The sequence below is a fragment of the Enterobacter sp. 148H3 genome (assembly GCF_034107425.1).
GTDB lineage: Bacteria > Pseudomonadota > Gammaproteobacteria > Enterobacterales > Enterobacteriaceae > Enterobacter > Enterobacter vonholyi.
Genome location: NZ_JAWNEI010000018.1, coordinates 48,327 through 67,329, shown reverse-complemented (window position 1 = coordinate 67,329; position 19,003 = coordinate 48,327). Strand labels below are relative to the sequence as shown.

The window sequence follows — 19,003 nt, the reverse complement described above, 5'->3', positions numbered from 1 at the left end:
GCTTTCTTACAATCACAAAACACTTTCCCCTCAAATGATCAATACCAGCAGTTTATAGAAAACAGAGCAAATACGCTTTCATCAAAGATAAGTCAAAATAGTTTTTATAAAGACTTTGATAACAATGACTTAGTGCTAGCAAGGCAGTTTGCATCACAATTTATTGTTGAAATTTGCAGTCAGTGTATAGTTCCAATTAATGTAAGTGGCCAACCCCCGTACCTACAATCCTTACTAGATTCATTGATTGAGTTGTTTGCTCTTTACACATGTAAAGAAAGTGACCTTGAGACCTATTCAGGAATAGTAATTGCTGGTTACGGGGATGATGAATATTATCCTGCTATTCAGTCTCATCATGTTTATGGCTTATTCAATAAAAAAGTGATGAGACCAGTTAACACACATCAAAATAACGCTGACAGCTGTAGTGGAATAATGCCTTTCGCGCAAGATGATGAGGTACATACATTCATGAAAGGATGTAGCAAAGGTATTATTAATTGCGTGAGTGATTCTTTAGAAAACTCTTTAACTAATCTTAAGAATGAAGTTACAAATATCTTAACAAGTCAAAATCCAAGCTTAACAAGAACAATTGTTGAGACTGCTTTTGATTCTGTAATTCCGAATCAATTAGCTTATACCAAAGCAATGATTGATAATCATGCAGCGCAAAACCATATACAAAAAGTTTTATCAATATTGGATTCATTAGCCAAAGTCGATTTGGGTTATATGGCAGAGTCGCTTGTAAACCTCACAGCCTTCAAGCGCAAAGTCTCAAATGACAGCGATAGTGTTGGCGGGCCTATAGATGTTGCTGTATTATCTAAAGGAGATGGATTTGTGTGGTTAAAGAGAAAGCACTATTTTGATAAAGACTTGAATTATAGGTTTTTTAGTCGAAACTAGAGGGTGATTAATGAGTTTACAACAAGTAGTTCAGAACGCATACAAGGCATTGGCAGCAGCGCATTTTACTATGCAAGGCAATACCCAGGCTCAACAGGTAGTTTTAAAACAGACCAATAACTAAGAAAAACCCGGCGTAAGCCGGGTTTTTTTCTTTTAATTCAAGTAGTTTCCGTAGAACACTCATCTTGTTAATTGCATTAAAACTGTTTTCTGAGATCTAAATAAGTAACTAACATAAATACATTTTAATCGCTAACCCTTCATACGCAGACTCGTGGTCGCTCAAAAACTAAACGAGTTTACCTGCTAGGATTCTTACGACCTCACTCATCGTTCTGTACTTCTATTTCATCCCCTCGCTCTTCTTGAAAGAAAATTTTCAGCTGTATATCGCTGCATACATCACGAAAAAAATTTGAATTACAACCCACTTATGCCCTAGACTTGACAATAGTTAAGCCTAAGACTTATGCTTTGGTTGTTAGATGACACTGTAAACCACCAAGGCAGGACGCCCACGAAGTAGCCGCCGACGGCATATGAAGAGTCGGATGAGGTGGAGAAATTAACGCGCATCAGGTTTAAACGTTCCGCTGGCCGGCGATAAGGCAAACGAGGGTGAGAATGATTGATTTCGCACGCAAACCAGGAAGGCAGCAGGCCGTAAAACTAAACTTGTTCGAGGTGATTCTTCGCCGCTTGTGCTACCTGTTGGCGCAAAAGGGGAATCCAGATGTGTGACTCAACAAAATGCGGGTACTGCTGCAAACCGGTTAAACCGGAGGAAGTAGTCAAAAGTACCCTTCTCTATCGCAACGGCGCACAGCTGGCGCGCAAAGAAAAAGAATACTGCTCTGAACGTTGTGCTTCGTACGACCAGATGGCGCACGAGGCATAACGTAAAAGCCGCGCAAGGCGGCCCGTACGTCCGGTGCTCCCGACCAAAGTTACACCGGAAAACTACTTAAAAAACCAAAGTTCACCCAATGGGCGCTATCTCTGGCCCGGGGATCTTACATCCAAAAAAGAGGATCTCACATGGAATTTTTCTATGTAGTGAAGGCTACGCAGAAATCTGGCAAAGAAGATGCAGTGATTTGGTTCACTGCGAAATCTGAAGCCCGTGCCAACCTGCAGCTCGATGTTGAGCTTGAAGATGCCGGTATTGAAACCGGCCGCGGTAAGGATTACGTCAAACCGGTTCGCACCGATTTCCCGGTGTATAACGACCTCCCGGAAGAAAGCACAGTGGATTACACTTGGTGCAAACGCTACGAACTGCAGGACGATGGACGCACCTGGCTGCCAAAGGCTGGTACTGATTCGACTGGTGCCGTGGACAAAACTGCCGCACCGGAAACGACCGATAAAGTCGAAACTACCGTCGAGAGTGTCCCGCTCGAAAACCGCACTCCAGCGGTCCGTTTTGCCGTCCATCTGACCAGCGACAAATACCAGTCACATATCACTAAAGAGCAGCAACTGGCTGCCAGCGAAATGTCACTGGATGAAGGCAACACCTATCTCCATAACCTGCTGCTGGCGAAAAACGACATCCCAGAAGTAGCCGAACTCAGCCTGAACGCTGAGTGGAAACTGGTTCAGGCTATTAAGCAGGTATTCGCACCAGATGAAGAGCACGAAGTAAAGCTGCTTACTGATTTCATGGCCGACTGGTTGAGAGTAGATACCGGCGACCGCAATCAGTTATTGGCAGAGTGGAGAGGCGGAAAGCCTTCTCTGCTCAAATCAGAAAGCACCAGCAACTCCGACGTTACAACCGATCAGGTTCTGGAATCTGATAACGGTATCCAGATTGACGAGAATGATGACGAAACCACTCGTTATCCAGTCGTTCGTATGCCGTTCCGGAAGCAGCTACTCGCCCAGTTCACCGCCAACGAACTGCGCCACCACTTAACCCGCGAAGAGTACGAAGCTATCAGTGCGCTGGAGATGGACACTGACAACAGCTATGTCCAGAACCTGCTGCTGGCGGCAGAAAACTGCGAAGAGGTGAAGGGTTACGATACCAAAGACCTTTGGCACTATACCGACGCCATTCGCAAGGTGTTCTGCCAGGAGAAGCGTCACGAACTCGCTTTGGTTCTCCGTTTCACCAGAATCTGGGCTGCGACTGATTACATTGATCGCGGCATTCTCATTCGCGAATGGGCAACCGGAAATCGCATCAGTAATGTTCAGCGTACTGATTCTGGTACCAATGCAGACGGCGGCCATGTAACGGATCGCGGCGAAGGCGCGCATCATACTCTGGACACCCTCGATCTTGAGATCGCATGCGCCCTACTGCCTATGGACTTCCACCACTTCGAAATCCCTTCGAGCGTGTTACGACGTGCCAAAGAAATCGTGGCGAAGAAAGAAGAACCATGGAAATCATGGAGCGCCATCCTGCGTAATCAGCCCGGCGTACTGGCGGTGAACCGTGCGGCAATCTTCAATCTGATCCGCATAGCGCCGGAAAACATCCACCACACGCCAGTTGCTCATCTTGAGTTTATTAATAAAACCATGACGGCTGAGTTTATCTCTTCTGTGGAGTTACTGCCGTTGCCTACTCCTGTAGTTGAGACTGAAGCCCCAGGTGAACAACCGCAGGTTGAAAATCTCGGCAGCGGCGTGTTCTCCATCGATGGCCTGATGGGTGGAAATACCGAACCGGTCGTCGATACCTCCTCAAATGAAGTCGAAAAAACGGAAAACACACCGGAGACCACCAGCGATGTGCAGATGGAAACGACTCAGCCAGAGAAAGTCGAAAATACTGATCCGGTACAACCAGGCGAAGGCGCTGATGCAGCTAATACGCAAGCAGTTACCGTAGCGCCGGAAGAGCAGCAGTCAGAGCCAGTAATCGAATACCCGGCTTACTTCGAGCCTGGCCGCTACGAAGGTCTGCCGAATGGGGTTTATCACGCAGCAAACGGTATTAGCTCAACCCAGGTAAAAGATGCCCGCGTCAGCCTGATGTACTTTAACGCGCGCCATGTGGCTAAAACAATACCGCGCACAGCATCCAAAGTGCTGGACATGGGGAACCTGGTGCATGCCCTTGCATTGCAGCCGGAAAACCTCGAAGCAGAGTTCAGCGTAGAACCAGAGATCCCTGAAGATGCGTTTACGACCACCGCTACTCTGCGCGAGTTCATCGATGCGTTCAACGCCAGCCTACCGGCGCTGCTAAGCGCTGACGAGATTAAAGCGTTGCTTGAAGAACATAACGCATCCCTTCCCGCTCAAGTGCCGCTTGGCGCCAGCCTGGAAGAAACGGCTCAAAGCTATATGGCTCTCCCTGCTGAGTATCAGCGTATTGAAGAAGGCCAGAAGCAGACAGCAACGGCAATGAAGGCATGCATTAAAGAGTACAACGCCACCCTGCCCGTACCGGTTAAAACCAGCGGCAGCCGTGATGCGCTACTCGAGCAATTAGCGATCATCAATCCAGACCTGGTGGCGCAAGAAGCGCAGAAACCTACACCGCTGAAAGTGTCTGGTACTAAAGCAGACATGATCCAGGCGGTTAAATCAGTTAAGCCCGATGCCATATTCGCCGACGAACTGCTGGAAGCCTGGCGCGACAACCCTGACGAAAAGATTCTGGTTACCCGCCAGCAACTGGCCACAGCGCGAGCAATTCAGTCTGCACTCCTGGCGCACCCGACCGCCGGCATGCTGCTGACACATCCAAGCCGCGCCGTTGAAGTGAGCTACTTCGGTTTTGACGACGAAACAGGTTTAGAAGTGCGTGTACGTCCGGACCTCGAAATTGAACTGGACGGCGTGCGCATCGGTGCGGACCTGAAAACCATCAGCATGTGGAACGTTAAGCAGGAAAGCCTGCGCGCCAGGCTGCACCGGGAAATCATAGACCGTGACTATCACCTCAGCGCGGCTATGTATTGCGAGACCGCGGCGCTGGATCAGTTCTTCTGGATTTTCGTCAACAAAGACGAGAACTACCACTGGATCGCCATCATTGAGGCATCCGATGAACTGCTGGAGCTGGGCATGCTTGAGTACCGCAAAGCGATGCGCGCCATCGCAACCGGATTCGACACGGGCGAATGGCCAGCGCCGATCACTACCGATTACACCGATGAACTGAACGACTTCGACCTGCGCCGCCTCGAAGCGCTGCGCGCTCAGGCTTAAGGGGGATTTATGCATAACACAAACGTTACCGTTGCTGACCAGAACACCGTTATTAACTCTAATGTGGCTCTGTTTGATTCCCAGTATCTGAATGCCATCAGCACGTTTGCGCAGATCATGGCGCAGGGCACCGCTACAGTTCCTAAGCATCTGCAGGGCAATCAGGCCGACTGCATGGCTGTAGCGATGCAAGCGGCACAGTGGCAAATGAATCCCTTTGCCGTGGCGCAGAAGACGCACCTGATTAACGGTGTGCTCGGGTATGAAGCGCAGCTGGTTAATGCCGTAATTTCACGCAGCGGCGTGCTGGCCAGCCGCTTTGAATATGAATGGTACGGACCATGGGAAAAGGTTGTTGGGAAATTCCATATCCGTAAAGGCGATAAAGGCGAGTACCGCGTCCCGGGCTGGACCCTGGCTGACGAAGCCGGGATCGGCATTATTATCCGCGCAACGCTTAAAGGCGAAGATCAGCCAAGGGAACTCGATTTGCTGCTGGCTCAGGCCCGAACCCGAAACTCTACCCTTTGGGCTGACGACCCACGCCAGCAGCTGGCATATCTGGCTGTCAAACGCTGGGCCAGACTGTTCTGCCCGGATGTGATTCTGGGCGTTTATACCCCGGATGAGCTCGATGATCGCCGAGAAGAACGAGAGGTAAACCCGGCACCGGCGCAGCACGTTAGCCTTGCAGACATTTCAGGTGACAACGTCACTACGACTCAAACGGCTCAGGAATCAGCTCAAAATATTGATGCACTTGCTGATGATTTCCGTGACCGCATCGAGGCGGCTCAGGATGTGGATAGCGCTAAAGCTCTGCGCGCAGATATTGAAACCGTGAAAGCAACACTGGGTTCTGCCCTGTTCACTGAGCTGAAAAACAAGGCCGTGAAACGTTATTACCTGGTTGATGCACGGAACAAAGTCGAAGCAGCTATCAATTCCTTGCCATCTTCAGATGAGCCGGATGCAGCTGCGCGGTTCGCGGAAGTAGAGCGCGTTCTTGCAGCGTCGAAACGCCATCTGGGCGACGAACTGCATGGTCAGTTCAGCATCACCCTGGCGGATATGAAACCGGAATACGTGGACTAACGAGATCGGGAGGGGAAACCCTCCCTCAAGGAGAAGAAATGCGACTGATTAATCGAGGCAGTAAGCAATCCCCTTTAGCTCGCCAGGCATGTGAAATCGCACTCGCAGCCCACCAGCAAAGATATGGTGACTATGGGCGCAGCAAGATGAAAGAGACCTATACGGTGAGAGTGGAAGGCGTGAAGGTCTGGGTTGAAGTGGTCAACTGCAAGGCAAGCTACGTGGCCACAGCAATGACCGGCATGCGCCGACTGCGCTCCCTGCCCGGCCAGGCAAACTGAAACTGAAATATCAACGACTACAGACCGGCATATCTATACTCATGCCGGTTACCTGAGGTGAACTATGTCGCAGGTAATTTTTAACGAAGAATGGGTTGTTGGCGCAAGACTCACAGAAAAAACAGGCCTGACCGAACGACAGATTGAGAAGTATCGCCAGGGCTGTTGGGTGGAAGGTGTCCATTTTAAACGGGTTTCTCCTTCCGGAGAAAAAACCTTGCGTGGCACAACCTGGTACAACTATCCGAGAATTAATCAGTTAATAAGGGATGCGTAAGATGGCAGCTTTGCCTACAGGTGTCGAAATCAGAAACAATAAGATTTGTATCTGGTTTATGTACCGGGGAAAGCGTTGCCGCGAAATTCTCAAAGGTTGGATTAACACCCCGGCGAACATCAAAAAAGCCGGGAATCTTCGGGCTGTGATCGTTAGTGAGATCAACCTTGGAGAGTTTGATTACCACCAGCGCTTTCCTTCATCGTCCAGAGCAAAAAAAACCGTAACCACTGTTTCAGTTCAAACCTTTTCAGAGCTGTGTGAACTGTGGACGAGCATTAAAGAAACCGAAATTAGCGCGAATACCATGCGTAAGACTCGCTCACAACTCGGTACGTTAATGCACATCATTAACGGAGATACGCCTGTTTCAACTATACGCCACAGCGACATTCTGAAATACAGAAAGGAGTTGTTGAACGGTGAGACACTTTATCTGGCAAATTCCAGAAGCAACAAACAGGGACGCACTGTGCGTACCGTGAACAACTATATATCGCTTCTGTGCTCCCTTCTTCGGTTTGCACACAAATCTGGCTTTATAAGTGGCAAGCCCTTTGAGGGGATCAAGAAACTACACAAAGGGAAAGTAAAACCGGATCCTTTAACGAAGCAGGAGTTTAGTTTGCTTGCGGAATCCGAGCGTGGGCAAAGCCTTAATATGTGGACGTTCGCAGTTTACACTGGTGTGCGTCACGGAGAGCTCGCAGCTCTTGCCTGGGAAGATATCGATTGGGAAAAAGGCACGGCTCATATACAGCGCAATCTTAATGCCTTGGGCATGTTCGGCCCACCAAAAACCGAAGCAGGTAACCGGGTTATAACCCTTTTAGAGCCGGCGCTTGAAGCCTTGAAAGCACAGCGAAAGCTAACAGCGCTGCAGCCGAAAACCGAAATTGTCTTTAATCATCGCGAGTATGGCGCAGTGGAACATCAAAGCCTGCGATTCGTTTTCATTCCCCGGATGCGCAAAGGAGAACAGAAAGCCTACTACTCTTTATCGAGCATCGGTGCGAGATTCAACGCAGCTGTAAAACGTGCTGGTATTCGCCGCCGGAATCCGTACCATACGCGGCATACTTTTGCCTGCTGGCTTTTATCTGCTGGCGCTAACCCGTCTTTCATAGCCAGCCAGATGGGGCATGAAAACGCGCAAATGGTTTATGAAGTCTACGGTGCGTGGATTGAAGAAATGAATGGCGAACAGGTGCTGATGCTTAACGATAAGCTGGCACGCTGAAAAATTTTTGCCCCTATTATGCCCCTACTGGCTCCGAAGGTAGTAATAAATGCAAGAAAATCAATCAAATACAAAGAAAGAGCAATACAACCTCAACAAACTGCAAAAGCGACTGCGCCGTAACGTGGGCGAAGCCATTGCAGACTTCAACATGATTGAAGAAGGCGACCGCATCATGGTTTGCCTGTCAGGGGGTAAAGACAGCTATACCATGCTGGAGATCCTGCGTAATCTTCAGCAAAGTGCGCCGGTGAATTTTTCCCTGGTGGCGGTCAACCTTGACCAGAAACAGCCGGGTTTCCCGGAGCACATTCTGCCGGAATACCTCGAAAAGCTGGGCGTCGAGTACAAAATCGTCGAAGAGAATACCTACGGCATTGTGAAAGAGAAAATCCCGGAGGGGAAAACTACCTGCTCACTCTGCTCTCGCCTGCGCCGCGGCATTCTGTATCGTACCGCGACGGAGCTGGGCGCGACCAAAATTGCGCTGGGCCATCACCGCGACGATATCCTGCAAACGCTGTTCCTCAATATGTTCTACGGCGGCAAGATGAAAGGCATGCCGCCTAAACTGATGAGCGATGACGGCAAGCACATTGTGATCCGCCCTCTCGCCTACTGCCGCGAAAAAGACATTGAGCGTTTTTCTCAGGCTAAGGGATTCCCGATCATTCCATGTAACCTGTGCGGCTCTCAGCCGAACCTGCAGCGTCAGGTAATTGGCGACATGCTGCGCGACTGGGATAAGCGTTATCCGGGTCGTATCGAAACCATGTTCAGCGCGATGCAAAACGTCGTCCCTTCCCATCTCGCGGATGTGGAGCTGTTCGATTTTAAAGGCATCAACCACGAGTCAGAAGTTGTGAACGGCGGGGACCTGGCGTTCGATCGGGAAGATATTCCCATGCAGCCAGCGGGCTGGCAGCCGGAAGAAGATGACAATCAGTTTGAAGAGCTACGTCTGAACGTGCTTGAAGTGAAGTAAACGATTAGCGTCTCAGAAAAACCGTCTGAGACGCTTCATTCTTTATTTCAGCAGACGTACGCGACAGGTTTTACCCTTAATTTTCCCGTTTTGCAGCTGCTTCCATGCCTTATGAGCAACATTCTGGCGAACCGCGACATAGACATGCGCCGGATGGACCGCAATCTTACCGATATCCGCCCCGTCCAGCCCCACATCCCCTGTCAGCGCGCCTAATACGTCACCTGGACGCATCTTGGCTTTTTTACCGCCATCAATGCACAGGGTCGCCATTTCGGCTTCGAGCGGCACCAGGCTGACGCCGGCTGGGGGATTCATCCAGTTCAGCTTAATCTGCAGCATCTCAGAGAGAATATTGGCGCGCTGTGCCTCTTCAGGTGCGCAGAAGCTGATGGCCAGGCCGCTGTTTCCCGCGCGCGCGGTACGGCCAATACGGTGCACGTGTACTTCAGGATCCCATGCCAGCTCAAAGTTCACCACCAGCTCAAGCGATTTGATATCCAGACCGCGTGCAGCGACGTCGGTTGCGACAAGAACGCGGGCACTGCCGTTAGCGAAACGAATCAGCGTCTGATCGCGATCGCGCTGTTCCAGATCGCCATGCAGCGACAATGCGCTCTGACCGGCGGCATTCAGAGCATCACAAACCGACTGACAGTCTTTTTTGGTATTACAGAACACCACGCAGGATGCAGGCTGATGCTGGCTCAGCAATTTCTGCAGGAGCGGGATTTTACCCTGCTGAGAAGTTTCAAAGAACTGCTGCTCGATGGCGGGCAGCGCATCGACGCTGTCGATTTCAATGGTGAGTGGATTTTTCTGCACGCGACCACTGATGGCGGCGATAGCCTCGGGCCAGGTCGCAGAGAACAGCAGCGTCTGACGATCGGACGGTGCGAAACGGATCACCTCGTCAATCGCATCGCTGAAGCCCATATCCAGCATCCGATCGGCCTCATCCATGACCAGCGTTTGTAACGCATCCAGCGAGACGGTGCCTTTTTGCAGGTGATCCAGCAGGCGGCCGGGCGTGGCGACAATAATGTGCGGCGCATGCTGGAGTGAATCACGCTGGGCGCCGAACGGCTGTCCGCCACAGAGGGTTAAAATCTTGGTGTTGGGCAGGAAACGCGCCAGGCGACGCAGTTCACCCGCGACCTGGTCTGCCAGTTCGCGGGTCGGGCACAGCACCAGAGACTGGGTCTGAAAAAGCGCCGCATCGATATGCTGCAACAGGCCAAGGCCAAATGCCGCCGTTTTCCCGCTGCCCGTTTTCGCCTGTACGCGCACGTCACGGCCCTCGAGGATGGCGGGCAACGCGGCCGCCTGAACAGGCGTCATCGTGAGGTATCCCAACTCGTTGAGGTTAGCGAGTTGGGCGTCGGGCAGAACATTCAGGGTAGAAAAAGCGGTCACAATTGTCTCTCGTGGTGATCTTAGCGGTCAGATGGCGCGTATCCTCGCAGATCTCGCGGTCCGATGCGACAATTTAATCGGTTCTTCATCGGGCGGCGGGTCGGGCATCGGCTGCGGACGCGGTATGGGATCGGGCATGGGCACCGGATCGGTGGGGATGGGATCGGATTGACGTGAATATTGCAGTAGCAGCGCGTTAAGGATGCTCATCATTCCCTCCAGAATTGGCTGTCATCCCTTTTAGGGTAGACGCTGAGAATCAGGAGGCAAAAAAAAGCCGACTATGAAGTCGGCGTCGTACGAATCAATTGTGCTATGCAGTAATTCAAAAAAGGAAGTAAGACAATATGGAGCGCAACGCCCATCGCTTGACGTTGCATTCACCTGCGGGAGTAATATTGCACCTTACGGGTTAGATGTTTATTGACTTCGCTCAATTAAAAGAGCGTTTTAATCCCGGAAAAAGAGGAAAAAAGCGTAAATTTACAGCCATTTACTACGATGCAACCACCATGCAACACCCCCAATCAAAACAACTAACATCACGCAAAAGGCCGTAAAGCCGTAGCGATAAGCGCCCCCCGGAATACCGCCCAGGTTGACGCCAAACAACCCGGTCAGAAACGTGCTCGGTAAAAACACCATCGCCATCAGGGACATCGTATAGGTTCTTCTCGCCAGCGATTCCTGCATCACCTGCGCGATTTCGTCCGCCATCACCGCCGTTCTGGCAATACAGGAATCTATTTCATCCAGCCCGCGGCCCAGCCTGTCGGCAATATCCTGCATTCTGCGTCGCTGATCGTCATTCATCCAGGCGAGCCTTTCGCTGGCAAGACGCGCATAAACGTCGCGCTGCGGCGTCATATAGCGGCGCATCACAATCAGCTGCTTACGAAGCAAGGCCAGAAAACCGCGCGGCGGGATCTGCTGATCGAGAAGGTTATCTTCCAGGTCGATGATTTTGTCGTGCAGCTCTTCGATGAACTCACTCGCGTGATCGGTAAGCGCGTCGCACACGTCCACCAGCCAGCTGCCGCAGTCGGTTGGCCCGGTGCCCTCTTTCAGATCGTTGACGATGTCATCCAGCGCCAGAACTTTTCGCTGCCGGGTAGACACAATGAGCCCATCGTCCATGTAGACACGCATCGCAACCAGCTGATCCGGGCGTTCATCCGTGCTGCCGTTAATGCAGCGTAGGGTGATCAGCGTCCCGTCACCCATTCGGCTCACGCGGGGCCGCAGGCTTTCACCCGCCAGCGCATCGCGCACGTTATTAGGCAAGAGCGGAGTCGAGGCCAGCCAGTCAGCGCTGTCCGTGTGGGTGTAGTTCAAATGTAACCAGCAGGGATGCGCGCTATCGATCGCATCATTATCTTCCAGCGGTCGCGCACCGCCACGACCATCCAGCACCCACGCAAAAACTGCGTCAGGAACGTTAAGTTCAGATCCTTTAATGCTTTCCACAGCGCCTCCGCCTTTTTAGCTCTTTCGGTGTCAGTCTAGCCTCCATCAGGGCTTAATCAACAACTATGTTTTCCATCGCGCTGAAATCGCTCAGGAAATGAACATGCTGGCAAGAGGCAAAAAAAAGCCTGGCACGCCAGGCTTTGAGGTTTAATCAGAGAGAGTGTTCTGGCCGGTGGAGGAAGGATGGCGAGCCGCCAGGTAATGAGGAAGAAGTGCTCTGGTCAAGTCTGAAATTGCGCGTTCTGGCCTGCAGCTCAATCACCTGATTACGCAGTACATCAGAAGAGCCATTGAGTTCCTCTGCCATTGACACGTTACTTTGCGTGACCCGCTCCAGCTCAGATAGCGCCAGCGTGATCTGAGAAATACCTTTCTCCTGCTCTGACGTCGACGCGGAAATTTCGTCCATTAAGCGGCTGACATTCCCCGAACCCGTTACGATTTCATGCATATTTTTCTCTGCCTGTGACACAACGCTGGCTCCCTGCGTGACGTTACTGCTGGTGACTTCAATCAGCGTTTTGATATTCTTCGCGGCCTCTGCGCTGCGGTGTGCCAGGTTTCTTACCTCTTCCGCGACCACAGAAAAACCCTTGCCATGATCGCCCGCCCTTGCCGCCTCAACGGCCGCGTTGAGCGCGAGAATATTCGTCTGGAACGCAATGCCGTCAATGAGCGAAATAATCTCCGTCATCTGCTGCGCACATTCGGTAATGGACTGCATATTGCTGGCGACCTGTCCCATCAGCTCACCGCCTTTGCGCGCCTGCAGCGTCGCCACATTTGCCTGCTCGCTCGCCAGACGCGTGTTATCGGCATTGTTTTTGGTGCTCGCGGCCATTTGCTCCATGCTGGCTGCGGTTTGCACTAATGATGCAGACTGCTGCTCGGTTTTCACCGAAAGCTGAGCGCTACGTTGCGAGAGCTGATCCGATAAGGTCATGGCGGTTTGCGATGACGCCCTGATCTCACGTACAAGCGTCGCAATATTACCGGAAAGACTATTGATCCCGGGGATGAGTCGGCCCGCACAGTTATTGCCAAATTCAGGGATAGATACACCAAGGTTGCCTGCTGTCACCTCTTCAATACTTTTCTTCACCGTATTGATCGGCGTCACAAGATACTTCGTCATGTAGACCCAGAGCAAAAATAGTGCAACGAAATTGATGGCATTAAGCAAAATAAAGAGAGAGGGATTGCTGGAAAATAGAACAACGACACCTGCACTTACCAAAAAAAGAGATAAAAGGAACCCGATAATAAAGGTCCTGACACTAATATTTTTTAGCATGATAATACCCACGTTTTATATTTAAGTCGGCACTTAGACTTATAGCATTGGCCCAGAAGTTTTTCATCGCAAACAACGCTTGTTTTTTGTTTCGCCGTTAGCATCCTGAGATTTACCTTAAGTCAGATAAAAAGAGCGTATTAGTAAAAATGTTCTACTCAGCATGCTGTTATACTGGTTTCCAGCCATGTTAAGCGATAGTATCGCCCGCGGTGAGACGATACGATCGCACTCATATTTAAGGAGCTTTGCTACTGCTATTCGTTCTTGTTTAGCAATGCTTAATACATTAACAAAAAGAATATATTTTATATTCTTGATGAGTTTTAGAGTATTAATATGACTGGTCATTATTCACGATAAATAACTAATATGGTTTGAATGCGCATGTTCGTTGCCCGATAAAGATGTACCCGGCAGGCGAAATCGGTAACCCTCTCAGGCGTGGGATTGCATAATGCTCAATATATCGTGGGACCCTGTGTTAATCGCTATCTCTTATCTGGTGGCGTTTATTGCCTCATTTGTGGCGCTTGACAGCGCCGGAAAAATCCCCCTCTCCAGCCGAAAGGCTGCACTCTTCTGGCGCATTGCCGGAGGGGTCACGCTGGGTATTGGCATCTGGTCGATGCACTTTATCGGCATGCTGTCGATGCAAATGCCCATGATGATGAGCTACGACCTCTGGTTAACCCTTGCCTCACTGGGCGTCGCGGTGGTTGCGTCGACAACGGCGCTTGATATTTCCGTCACGGGTAAAAAACTTTCCCCTTTTCGACTGATCTTTGCCACGACGCTCCTGAGCGCTGGCGTGGTGTCTATGCACTATATCGGTATGGCGGCCCTGATGCTGGATGGCAGCATCATCTGGGATCGCCGCATTGTGGGGTTATCAGTGGTCATTGCCGTTGTTGCCTCAGGTACGGCGCTGTGGCTGGCTTTCCGACTGCGCGATAAACATAAAGGCGTCTTTATCGATCGCATTATCGCGGCCTTCGTTATGGCTGCCGCAATTTGTGCGATGCATTATACCGGCATGAGTGCCGCGCAGTTTCAGGAAATGTCGCATGCCGTCCCCGGAGGGATCGGCGAGCTGGGTTTATCCATCTGGGTTTCAGTCACCACGCTCTGCCTGCTCGGCGTGATGTTAATCATTTCACTTATCGATTCTCACCGGCGCACCGGCCGGTTGACGGATAATTTGCAGCTGCTCAACCGTCAGCTAGAGCTGCAGGCGCGTTTTGATGCGCTCACCGGGCTCGCAAACCGCCACCAGATGGATCTCCGCATGCAGGACTGTCTGCGCAGCGCGCTGCTGAGCAAGAAGCCATTTGCGGTTATTTTCCTGAACGTCGATCACTTCAAACGCGTTAACAATACGTGGGGTCACAGCGTCGGTGATGAGCTATTGATCGCTGTCGCGCAGCGCATCACGGCAAGGCTCACGCGTGAGATGACCCTGGCAAGACTGGGAGGAGACGCCTTTATCCTGCTGGTGCCTGAATGTGATGACGACAAGCTCAGCGCCCTGCTCACCGCGTTGCTCGAAGATGTACGACGCCCTCTGTCGATATGCGGGCATACGTTAAGCACGACCATCAGCGCGGGCGTCAGCCTCTATCCTCAGGATGGCGAAACGCTGCATGAGCTGAAACTCAAGGCGGATGCAGCTTTACACCGCGTCAAGGAAGATGGCCGTAACGGCTGGGCGATTTACCGGGCCGAGATGTCAACAGCGATCCCGGCGAAACCCGGCTTTCTGCAGGAACTCTCGCAGGCGCTTGAACGGGATCAGTTTGAACTCTGGTATCAGCCAACCTGGCATGCGGGAGAGAAAACGATTCATGGTTTTGAAGCCCTTCTGCGCTGGCGACATCCAGAGCAAGGCGTTGTATTGCCCAATCTGTTTATCCCCTCGCTGGAACAAACAGGCTTAATTATTCCGGTAGGTAACTGGGCCATTGAAGCGGCGTGCCGACAGCTTCATTTCTGGACTGAACAAGGGTTCAGCCAGTGGACGCTGTCGCTCAACCTATCCCCCGTTCAGTTCGAACAGCCGGACATTTTCCAGATCATCTCGTCAATGCTGGAAAAATATAACCTGCCTCCGTCCCGTCTGATCCTGGAGGTAACGGAAAGCACCGCGCTTAAAAATCTCGACCGCAGCATTGAGTTGCTTAACGCGTTTAATCATGCGGGGATCGTCGTCTCGATTGATGATTTTGGTACGGGCTATTCCAACCTGCTGATGCTTAGCGTGCTTCCGGCTAAAGAACTCAAGATCGACAGAAGCTTTGTGACCTCAATGCTTGAAAATGAAAAAAGCTACAAGCTGGTTGAAACCATCATCAGTATCGCCCGGACCATGGAGATGAATGTGGTGGCAGAAGGGATCGAAACGGAAGAACAGCAGGCGGTTCTCACCCGTCTCGGCTGCGATTACCTGCAGGGGTATCTTTTCTCCCGGCCCTTACCTGCCGAACAGGTACCGTGGCTACTGCTGCAGATAAACTCAGACAAACAGATTATCCCCATTAATAAAATTCAAACGGACCCCGCATTTATTTCACAAAAAAATCATGCCTGACGGGGTTAAGTGGAGTATGTTTCAAAGGAGTACACGCGAGTCAATTCTGGCATGATTTGTCAGGCACATGTTGTCGATGAACAGGAAACGCCTATGTCGCAACCTTGTTTTGATGCGTTGAATGTAATTAAAACACCCGTGTGGCTCGTTTCACCCGTGTCGGAAAAGATCATTTTTGCGAATGTGGCCGCAAGGCAACTCATGGGGGATAAAACACTCGAGGACCTGCGCAAAGGGATCTATTCTGCCAGGGCGCAAACCCTCCTGACGATGTATGTACCTGAACTGAAAACAGAGCAGGAGATCGTCGAAATCTGGACGGCTAGCCGGGATGGAAAGGATACGCCGTTAAGCTGTCGGCTCTCGCTCGCCCACTACGCTCCCTGGGGAGATGTGATTGTTTTCGAAGGCATCTCCCAACAAATGCTCTCAGGATTGAAGGCAAGCCGTTCCGCCACCTATCGACGGAAAAAACAGGGTTTCTATGCGCGCTTTTTTCTGACCAACAGCGCCCCGATGCTGTTAATCGATCCGGCCCGCGACGGGCAAATCGTCGATGCAAATCTGGCCGCACTCAATTTTTATGGTTACTCACATGATGACATGTGCAGTAAGCATACCTGGGAAATCAATACGCTGGGGCGAGATGTGATGCCCATTATGACTGCGATTGCCGCGCTGCCCGGTGGTCATAAGCCGCTCAATTTTATTCACCGCCTTGCCGATGGAACCACCCGCCACGTTCAGACGTATGCCGGGCCCATTGAGATTTACGGCGACAAGCTGATGCTGTGCATCATCCACGATATCACCGAGCAAAAAAGGCTGGAGCAGGAGCTGGAACATGCCGCGTTACGTGACTCCATGACGGGACTACTCAACCGGCGCCAGTTCTACGCAATTACCGATCAAAGCAACCGGAATAAACTTCCTGCGCAGCAGCAATTTAGCCTGCTGCTGGTGGATACCGACCATTTCAAAAACATTAATGACCTGTTCGGTCATCTGAAAGGCGATGAGGTGCTTATCGCCCTTTCCCGAACGCTGGAAGCCTGTAGTCGGGAGGGCGACATGGTGTTCCGCTGGGGTGGCGAAGAGTTCGTTATCCTGCTGCCGCGTACCTCTCTCGATACCGCCCTGCAGATTGCCGAGTTAATCCGTGCAGCCGTAGCACGCATTACGATTCCGGGTTTGCCGCGGTTTACCGTCAGCATTGGGGTGGCGCGGCACAATCAGGGGGAGAGTATTGACGAGCTGTTTAAGCGTGTGGACGATGCCCTGTATCGCGCTAAAAATGACGGACGCAATAAAGTCCTTGCTGCATGAAACTGGAGTATCCGGAAAAGCCCCGCTACAATGCCCACTTCGAATCAATTAGCTTCAGGTGGGTAAAAGCAGCAATGGGAAAAACTGAAATAATACTCACCTTTATTATTTTGCTCCTTATTATATTTGGCTTCTGGTTTATTTTTAGCGGTGAGATCTGGTATCTCGTAGAATTCCTTGAAAATAGCCTTTACCCGACCTTCGACGCACTGTAACGCACGTTTAATGACTTGTTTCACCTACCGAATATGTCAGGTATCTGCTTGTCTTACTGCCGCGTAAAATATACGGCGTTATCCTCCAATAACGTTGATAACGAATCATTTATTCATTTGCTTATGTTGCCCGTGCTCTGACGGGCTTTTTTATTTCCGGCAATTCAGCCATGCCAGGCTATATCTTAATCATCTTTATTGATAAAGGTGAGGAATGATGAGCAAGAAGATCCTGATGCTGGTTGGCGATTACGCCGAAGATTACGAAACCATGGTGCCTTTTCAGGCTTTGCAGATGATTGGCCATCAGGTTGACGCGGTCTGCCCCGACAAACCGAAAGGCGACTACATCATGACGGCAATCCATGATTTTGACGGTGCCCAGACCTACAGCGAAAAACCCGGTCACCGCTTTACCCTCAACGCCGATTTTTCAACCGTAAAGGAGCAGGATTACGACGCGCTGCTCATCCCCGGCGGGAGAGCCCCAGAGTATCTGCGGCTAAATGAGGACGTGATAAAGCTGGTACAGGCATTTGACGCCGCGCGTAAGCCGATTGCTGCGGTGTGCCACGGCCCGCAGCTGCTTGCTGCCGCGGGCATTCTGAAAGGACGAACCTGTAGCGCCTACCCGGCCTGCGCACCTGAGGTACGTCTCGCGGGTGGACACTACGCCACTATCGGCATCGATCAGGCCCATGTAGACGGCAACCTGGTGACGGCTCCCGCCTGGCCTGCGCATCCGCAGTGGCTGGCGAAGTTTAGTGAGTTGTTAGAATAGCCCACCTCTGCTCCCGCCAGCTCCGCATGGGCGGGAGCGATATCTCAGACAAAGCCAAAAAAATAGTATGTATGGAGCACTGGTTAGCAGGGAATTATTTACTCATTCTGGCGACGCCATTGCGCTTCTCTCTCTCGCTCCTTTCTTCGAGCTTCTTCTTTTTTACGATAAAGCGGTGGATAATAAATATTTCCCCAGTCCCATTTGCCGAACCAGATATTCATCAGGGCGCTAAATATAATGATAAGGACGATATAAAATATAACAAAACCCTCATCACCACCCAGATTAAGAAGATCGCTGGCTAAGGAATGCTGAGCGTGACTGAACCAGTGCGGATGGTAATCAAGTATCATGAAAAACAGGATACCAAAAAGTAAATCGCCAACTTTGAATCTTTCAGTGAATTTACTGCGCCAGGCTGAATCATGTTTTTCATAGTAATTAAGTAAAAACTGATTATTCTCTTCCAGTGCTAAATCAAGGACTTCTCTTGAGGGTACCTTACCAGGGTATCTCTCGTAATCACTCTGCGGGCGAAGAATATCCGGAAAGATGCTGCTATATATGATCTCATTCAGCACTTGCCTGAAGATACTGGCGACAAAGGGCATGAGGGTTGTGGCTATCAGCCCCAGAGCCGCCAGCGCGACGCAGAAGAAACCAAGGTGTTCGGTCCAGCTAATGGCCTGTATGGGCCAGGTCAAAATCCCCTGTCCGCTGTAAGCCAGCAGCGCCAGATCGGCGAAAAGGACAATATAGATGAAGCGTATAATCCACTGCCATTCCCAGATTTTATCCATAATGCCTAAGCCTGCCGGAAAAGAGGGTTTATCTTTCTTTTCTTCCGTCATAATTTATCCCTGCGATTATATGTGAAACAGACATCTTTTCTGGAATAAAGAAACTGGCGCTAAATGCGCCAGTTCTTAATGTACTCTC

Annotated in this window: 17 protein-coding genes and 1 pseudogene; 13 read left to right on the top strand and 5 right to left on the bottom strand. The window is 50.9% G+C overall.

The genetic code is table 11. The features are described from left to right. From USH94_RS20295 to ttcA, 9 genes and pseudogenes are all read left to right on the top strand, one after another. A partial coding sequence (locus USH94_RS20295) for a hypothetical protein (protein WP_111965063.1) occupies positions 1 to 915 on the top strand: 915 nt, incomplete at its 5' end. A gap of 588 nt (positions 916 to 1,503) precedes the next feature. Next, positions 1,504 to 1,659: pseudogene (locus USH94_RS20290) on the top strand (hypothetical protein); the annotation flags it as partial. Beyond that, on the top strand, positions 1,652 to 1,816 hold the full coding sequence (locus USH94_RS20285; RefSeq protein WP_258525050.1) for a YdaE family protein: 165 nt from the start codon (positions 1,652 to 1,654) through the stop codon (positions 1,814 to 1,816). The pseudogene USH94_RS20290 and the gene USH94_RS20285, both read left to right, overlap by 8 nt. A 140-nt stretch (positions 1,817 to 1,956) precedes the next feature. Then, positions 1,957 to 5,094 (top strand): RecE family exodeoxyribonuclease, encoded by a 3,138-nt coding sequence (locus tag USH94_RS20280; RefSeq protein WP_111965064.1) that lies wholly within the window; start codon positions 1,957 to 1,959, stop codon positions 5,092 to 5,094. 9 nt (positions 5,095 to 5,103) lie between these two features. Continuing rightward, a complete protein-coding gene (locus USH94_RS20275) occupies positions 5,104 to 6,189 on the top strand; it encodes a RecT family recombinase (RefSeq protein WP_111965065.1) in 1,086 nt (361 codons plus the stop codon). A gap of 38 nt (positions 6,190 to 6,227) precedes the next feature. After that, the gene (locus USH94_RS20270; protein ID WP_020882485.1) at positions 6,228 to 6,470 is read left to right on the top strand and encodes a DUF4060 family protein; all 243 of its coding nucleotides are present in this window, start codon (positions 6,228 to 6,230) and stop codon (positions 6,468 to 6,470) included. Positions 6,471 to 6,534: 64 nt separating this feature from the next. Next, positions 6,535 to 6,747, top strand: a complete 213-nt coding sequence (gene xisR / locus USH94_RS20265; protein ID WP_014884030.1) for an excisionase family protein — start codon at positions 6,535 to 6,537, stop codon at positions 6,745 to 6,747. 1 nt (position 6,748) lies between these two features. Beyond that, positions 6,749 to 7,987, top strand: a complete 1,239-nt coding sequence (locus USH94_RS20260; protein WP_111965066.1) for a site-specific integrase — start codon at positions 6,749 to 6,751, stop codon at positions 7,985 to 7,987. Positions 7,988 to 8,036: 49 nt separating this feature from the next. Further along, positions 8,037 to 8,972 carry a tRNA 2-thiocytidine(32) synthetase TtcA gene (gene ttcA / locus USH94_RS20255; RefSeq protein WP_111965067.1) on the top strand — a complete coding sequence of 312 codons (936 nt, stop codon included), beginning with the start codon at positions 8,037 to 8,039 and terminating at the stop codon, positions 8,970 to 8,972. A 42-nt stretch (positions 8,973 to 9,014) separates the two neighbouring features. On the opposite strand, the gene dbpA is transcribed toward ttcA, so the two are convergent. The 4 genes from dbpA to USH94_RS20235 form a co-directional block, all read right to left on the bottom strand. Beyond that, a complete protein-coding gene (gene dbpA, locus USH94_RS20250) occupies positions 9,015 to 10,388 on the bottom strand; it encodes an ATP-dependent RNA helicase DbpA (protein ID WP_111965068.1) in 1,374 nt (457 codons plus the stop codon). 27 nt (positions 10,389 to 10,415) lie between these two features. Then, a complete protein-coding gene (locus USH94_RS20245) occupies positions 10,416 to 10,580 on the bottom strand; it encodes a hypothetical protein (protein ID WP_312019124.1) in 165 nt (54 codons plus the stop codon). A 291-nt stretch (positions 10,581 to 10,871) separates the two neighbouring features. Continuing rightward, on the bottom strand, positions 10,872 to 11,855 hold the full coding sequence (gene zntB / locus USH94_RS20240; protein WP_111965070.1) for a zinc transporter ZntB: 984 nt from the start codon (positions 11,853 to 11,855) through the stop codon (positions 10,872 to 10,874). A gap of 154 nt (positions 11,856 to 12,009) precedes the next feature. After that, positions 12,010 to 13,152, bottom strand: a complete 1,143-nt coding sequence (locus tag USH94_RS20235) for a methyl-accepting chemotaxis protein (RefSeq protein WP_111965071.1) — start codon at positions 13,150 to 13,152, stop codon at positions 12,010 to 12,012. Between the two features lie 457 nt (positions 13,153 to 13,609). On the opposite strand from USH94_RS20235, the gene USH94_RS20230 reads away from it, so the two are divergent. From USH94_RS20230 to USH94_RS20215, 4 genes are all read left to right on the top strand, one after another. Further along, a complete protein-coding gene (locus USH94_RS20230; RefSeq protein WP_111965072.1) occupies positions 13,610 to 15,739 on the top strand; it encodes a putative bifunctional diguanylate cyclase/phosphodiesterase in 2,130 nt (709 codons plus the stop codon). Between the two features lie 93 nt (positions 15,740 to 15,832). Beyond that, the gene (locus tag USH94_RS20225; protein WP_111965073.1) at positions 15,833 to 17,065 is read left to right on the top strand and encodes a sensor domain-containing diguanylate cyclase; all 1,233 of its coding nucleotides are present in this window, start codon (positions 15,833 to 15,835) and stop codon (positions 17,063 to 17,065) included. Beyond that, positions 17,062 to 17,280, top strand: coding sequence for an Ecr family regulatory small membrane protein (locus USH94_RS22565; protein ID WP_111965074.1), 219 nt, complete (start codon positions 17,062 to 17,064; stop codon positions 17,278 to 17,280). The genes USH94_RS20225 and USH94_RS22565 overlap by 4 nt, the downstream gene beginning before the upstream one ends. Positions 17,281 to 17,497: 217 nt before the next feature. Continuing rightward, positions 17,498 to 18,061 (top strand): DJ-1/PfpI family protein, encoded by a 564-nt coding sequence (locus tag USH94_RS20215; protein ID WP_111965075.1) that lies wholly within the window; start codon positions 17,498 to 17,500, stop codon positions 18,059 to 18,061. Between the two features lie 98 nt (positions 18,062 to 18,159). Here the strand turns inward: USH94_RS20215 and USH94_RS20210 are convergent, their stop codons facing one another. Continuing rightward, positions 18,160 to 18,915, bottom strand: a complete 756-nt coding sequence (locus USH94_RS20210; RefSeq protein WP_111965076.1) for a hypothetical protein — start codon at positions 18,913 to 18,915, stop codon at positions 18,160 to 18,162. Positions 18,916 to 19,003 lie beyond the last annotated feature (88 nt).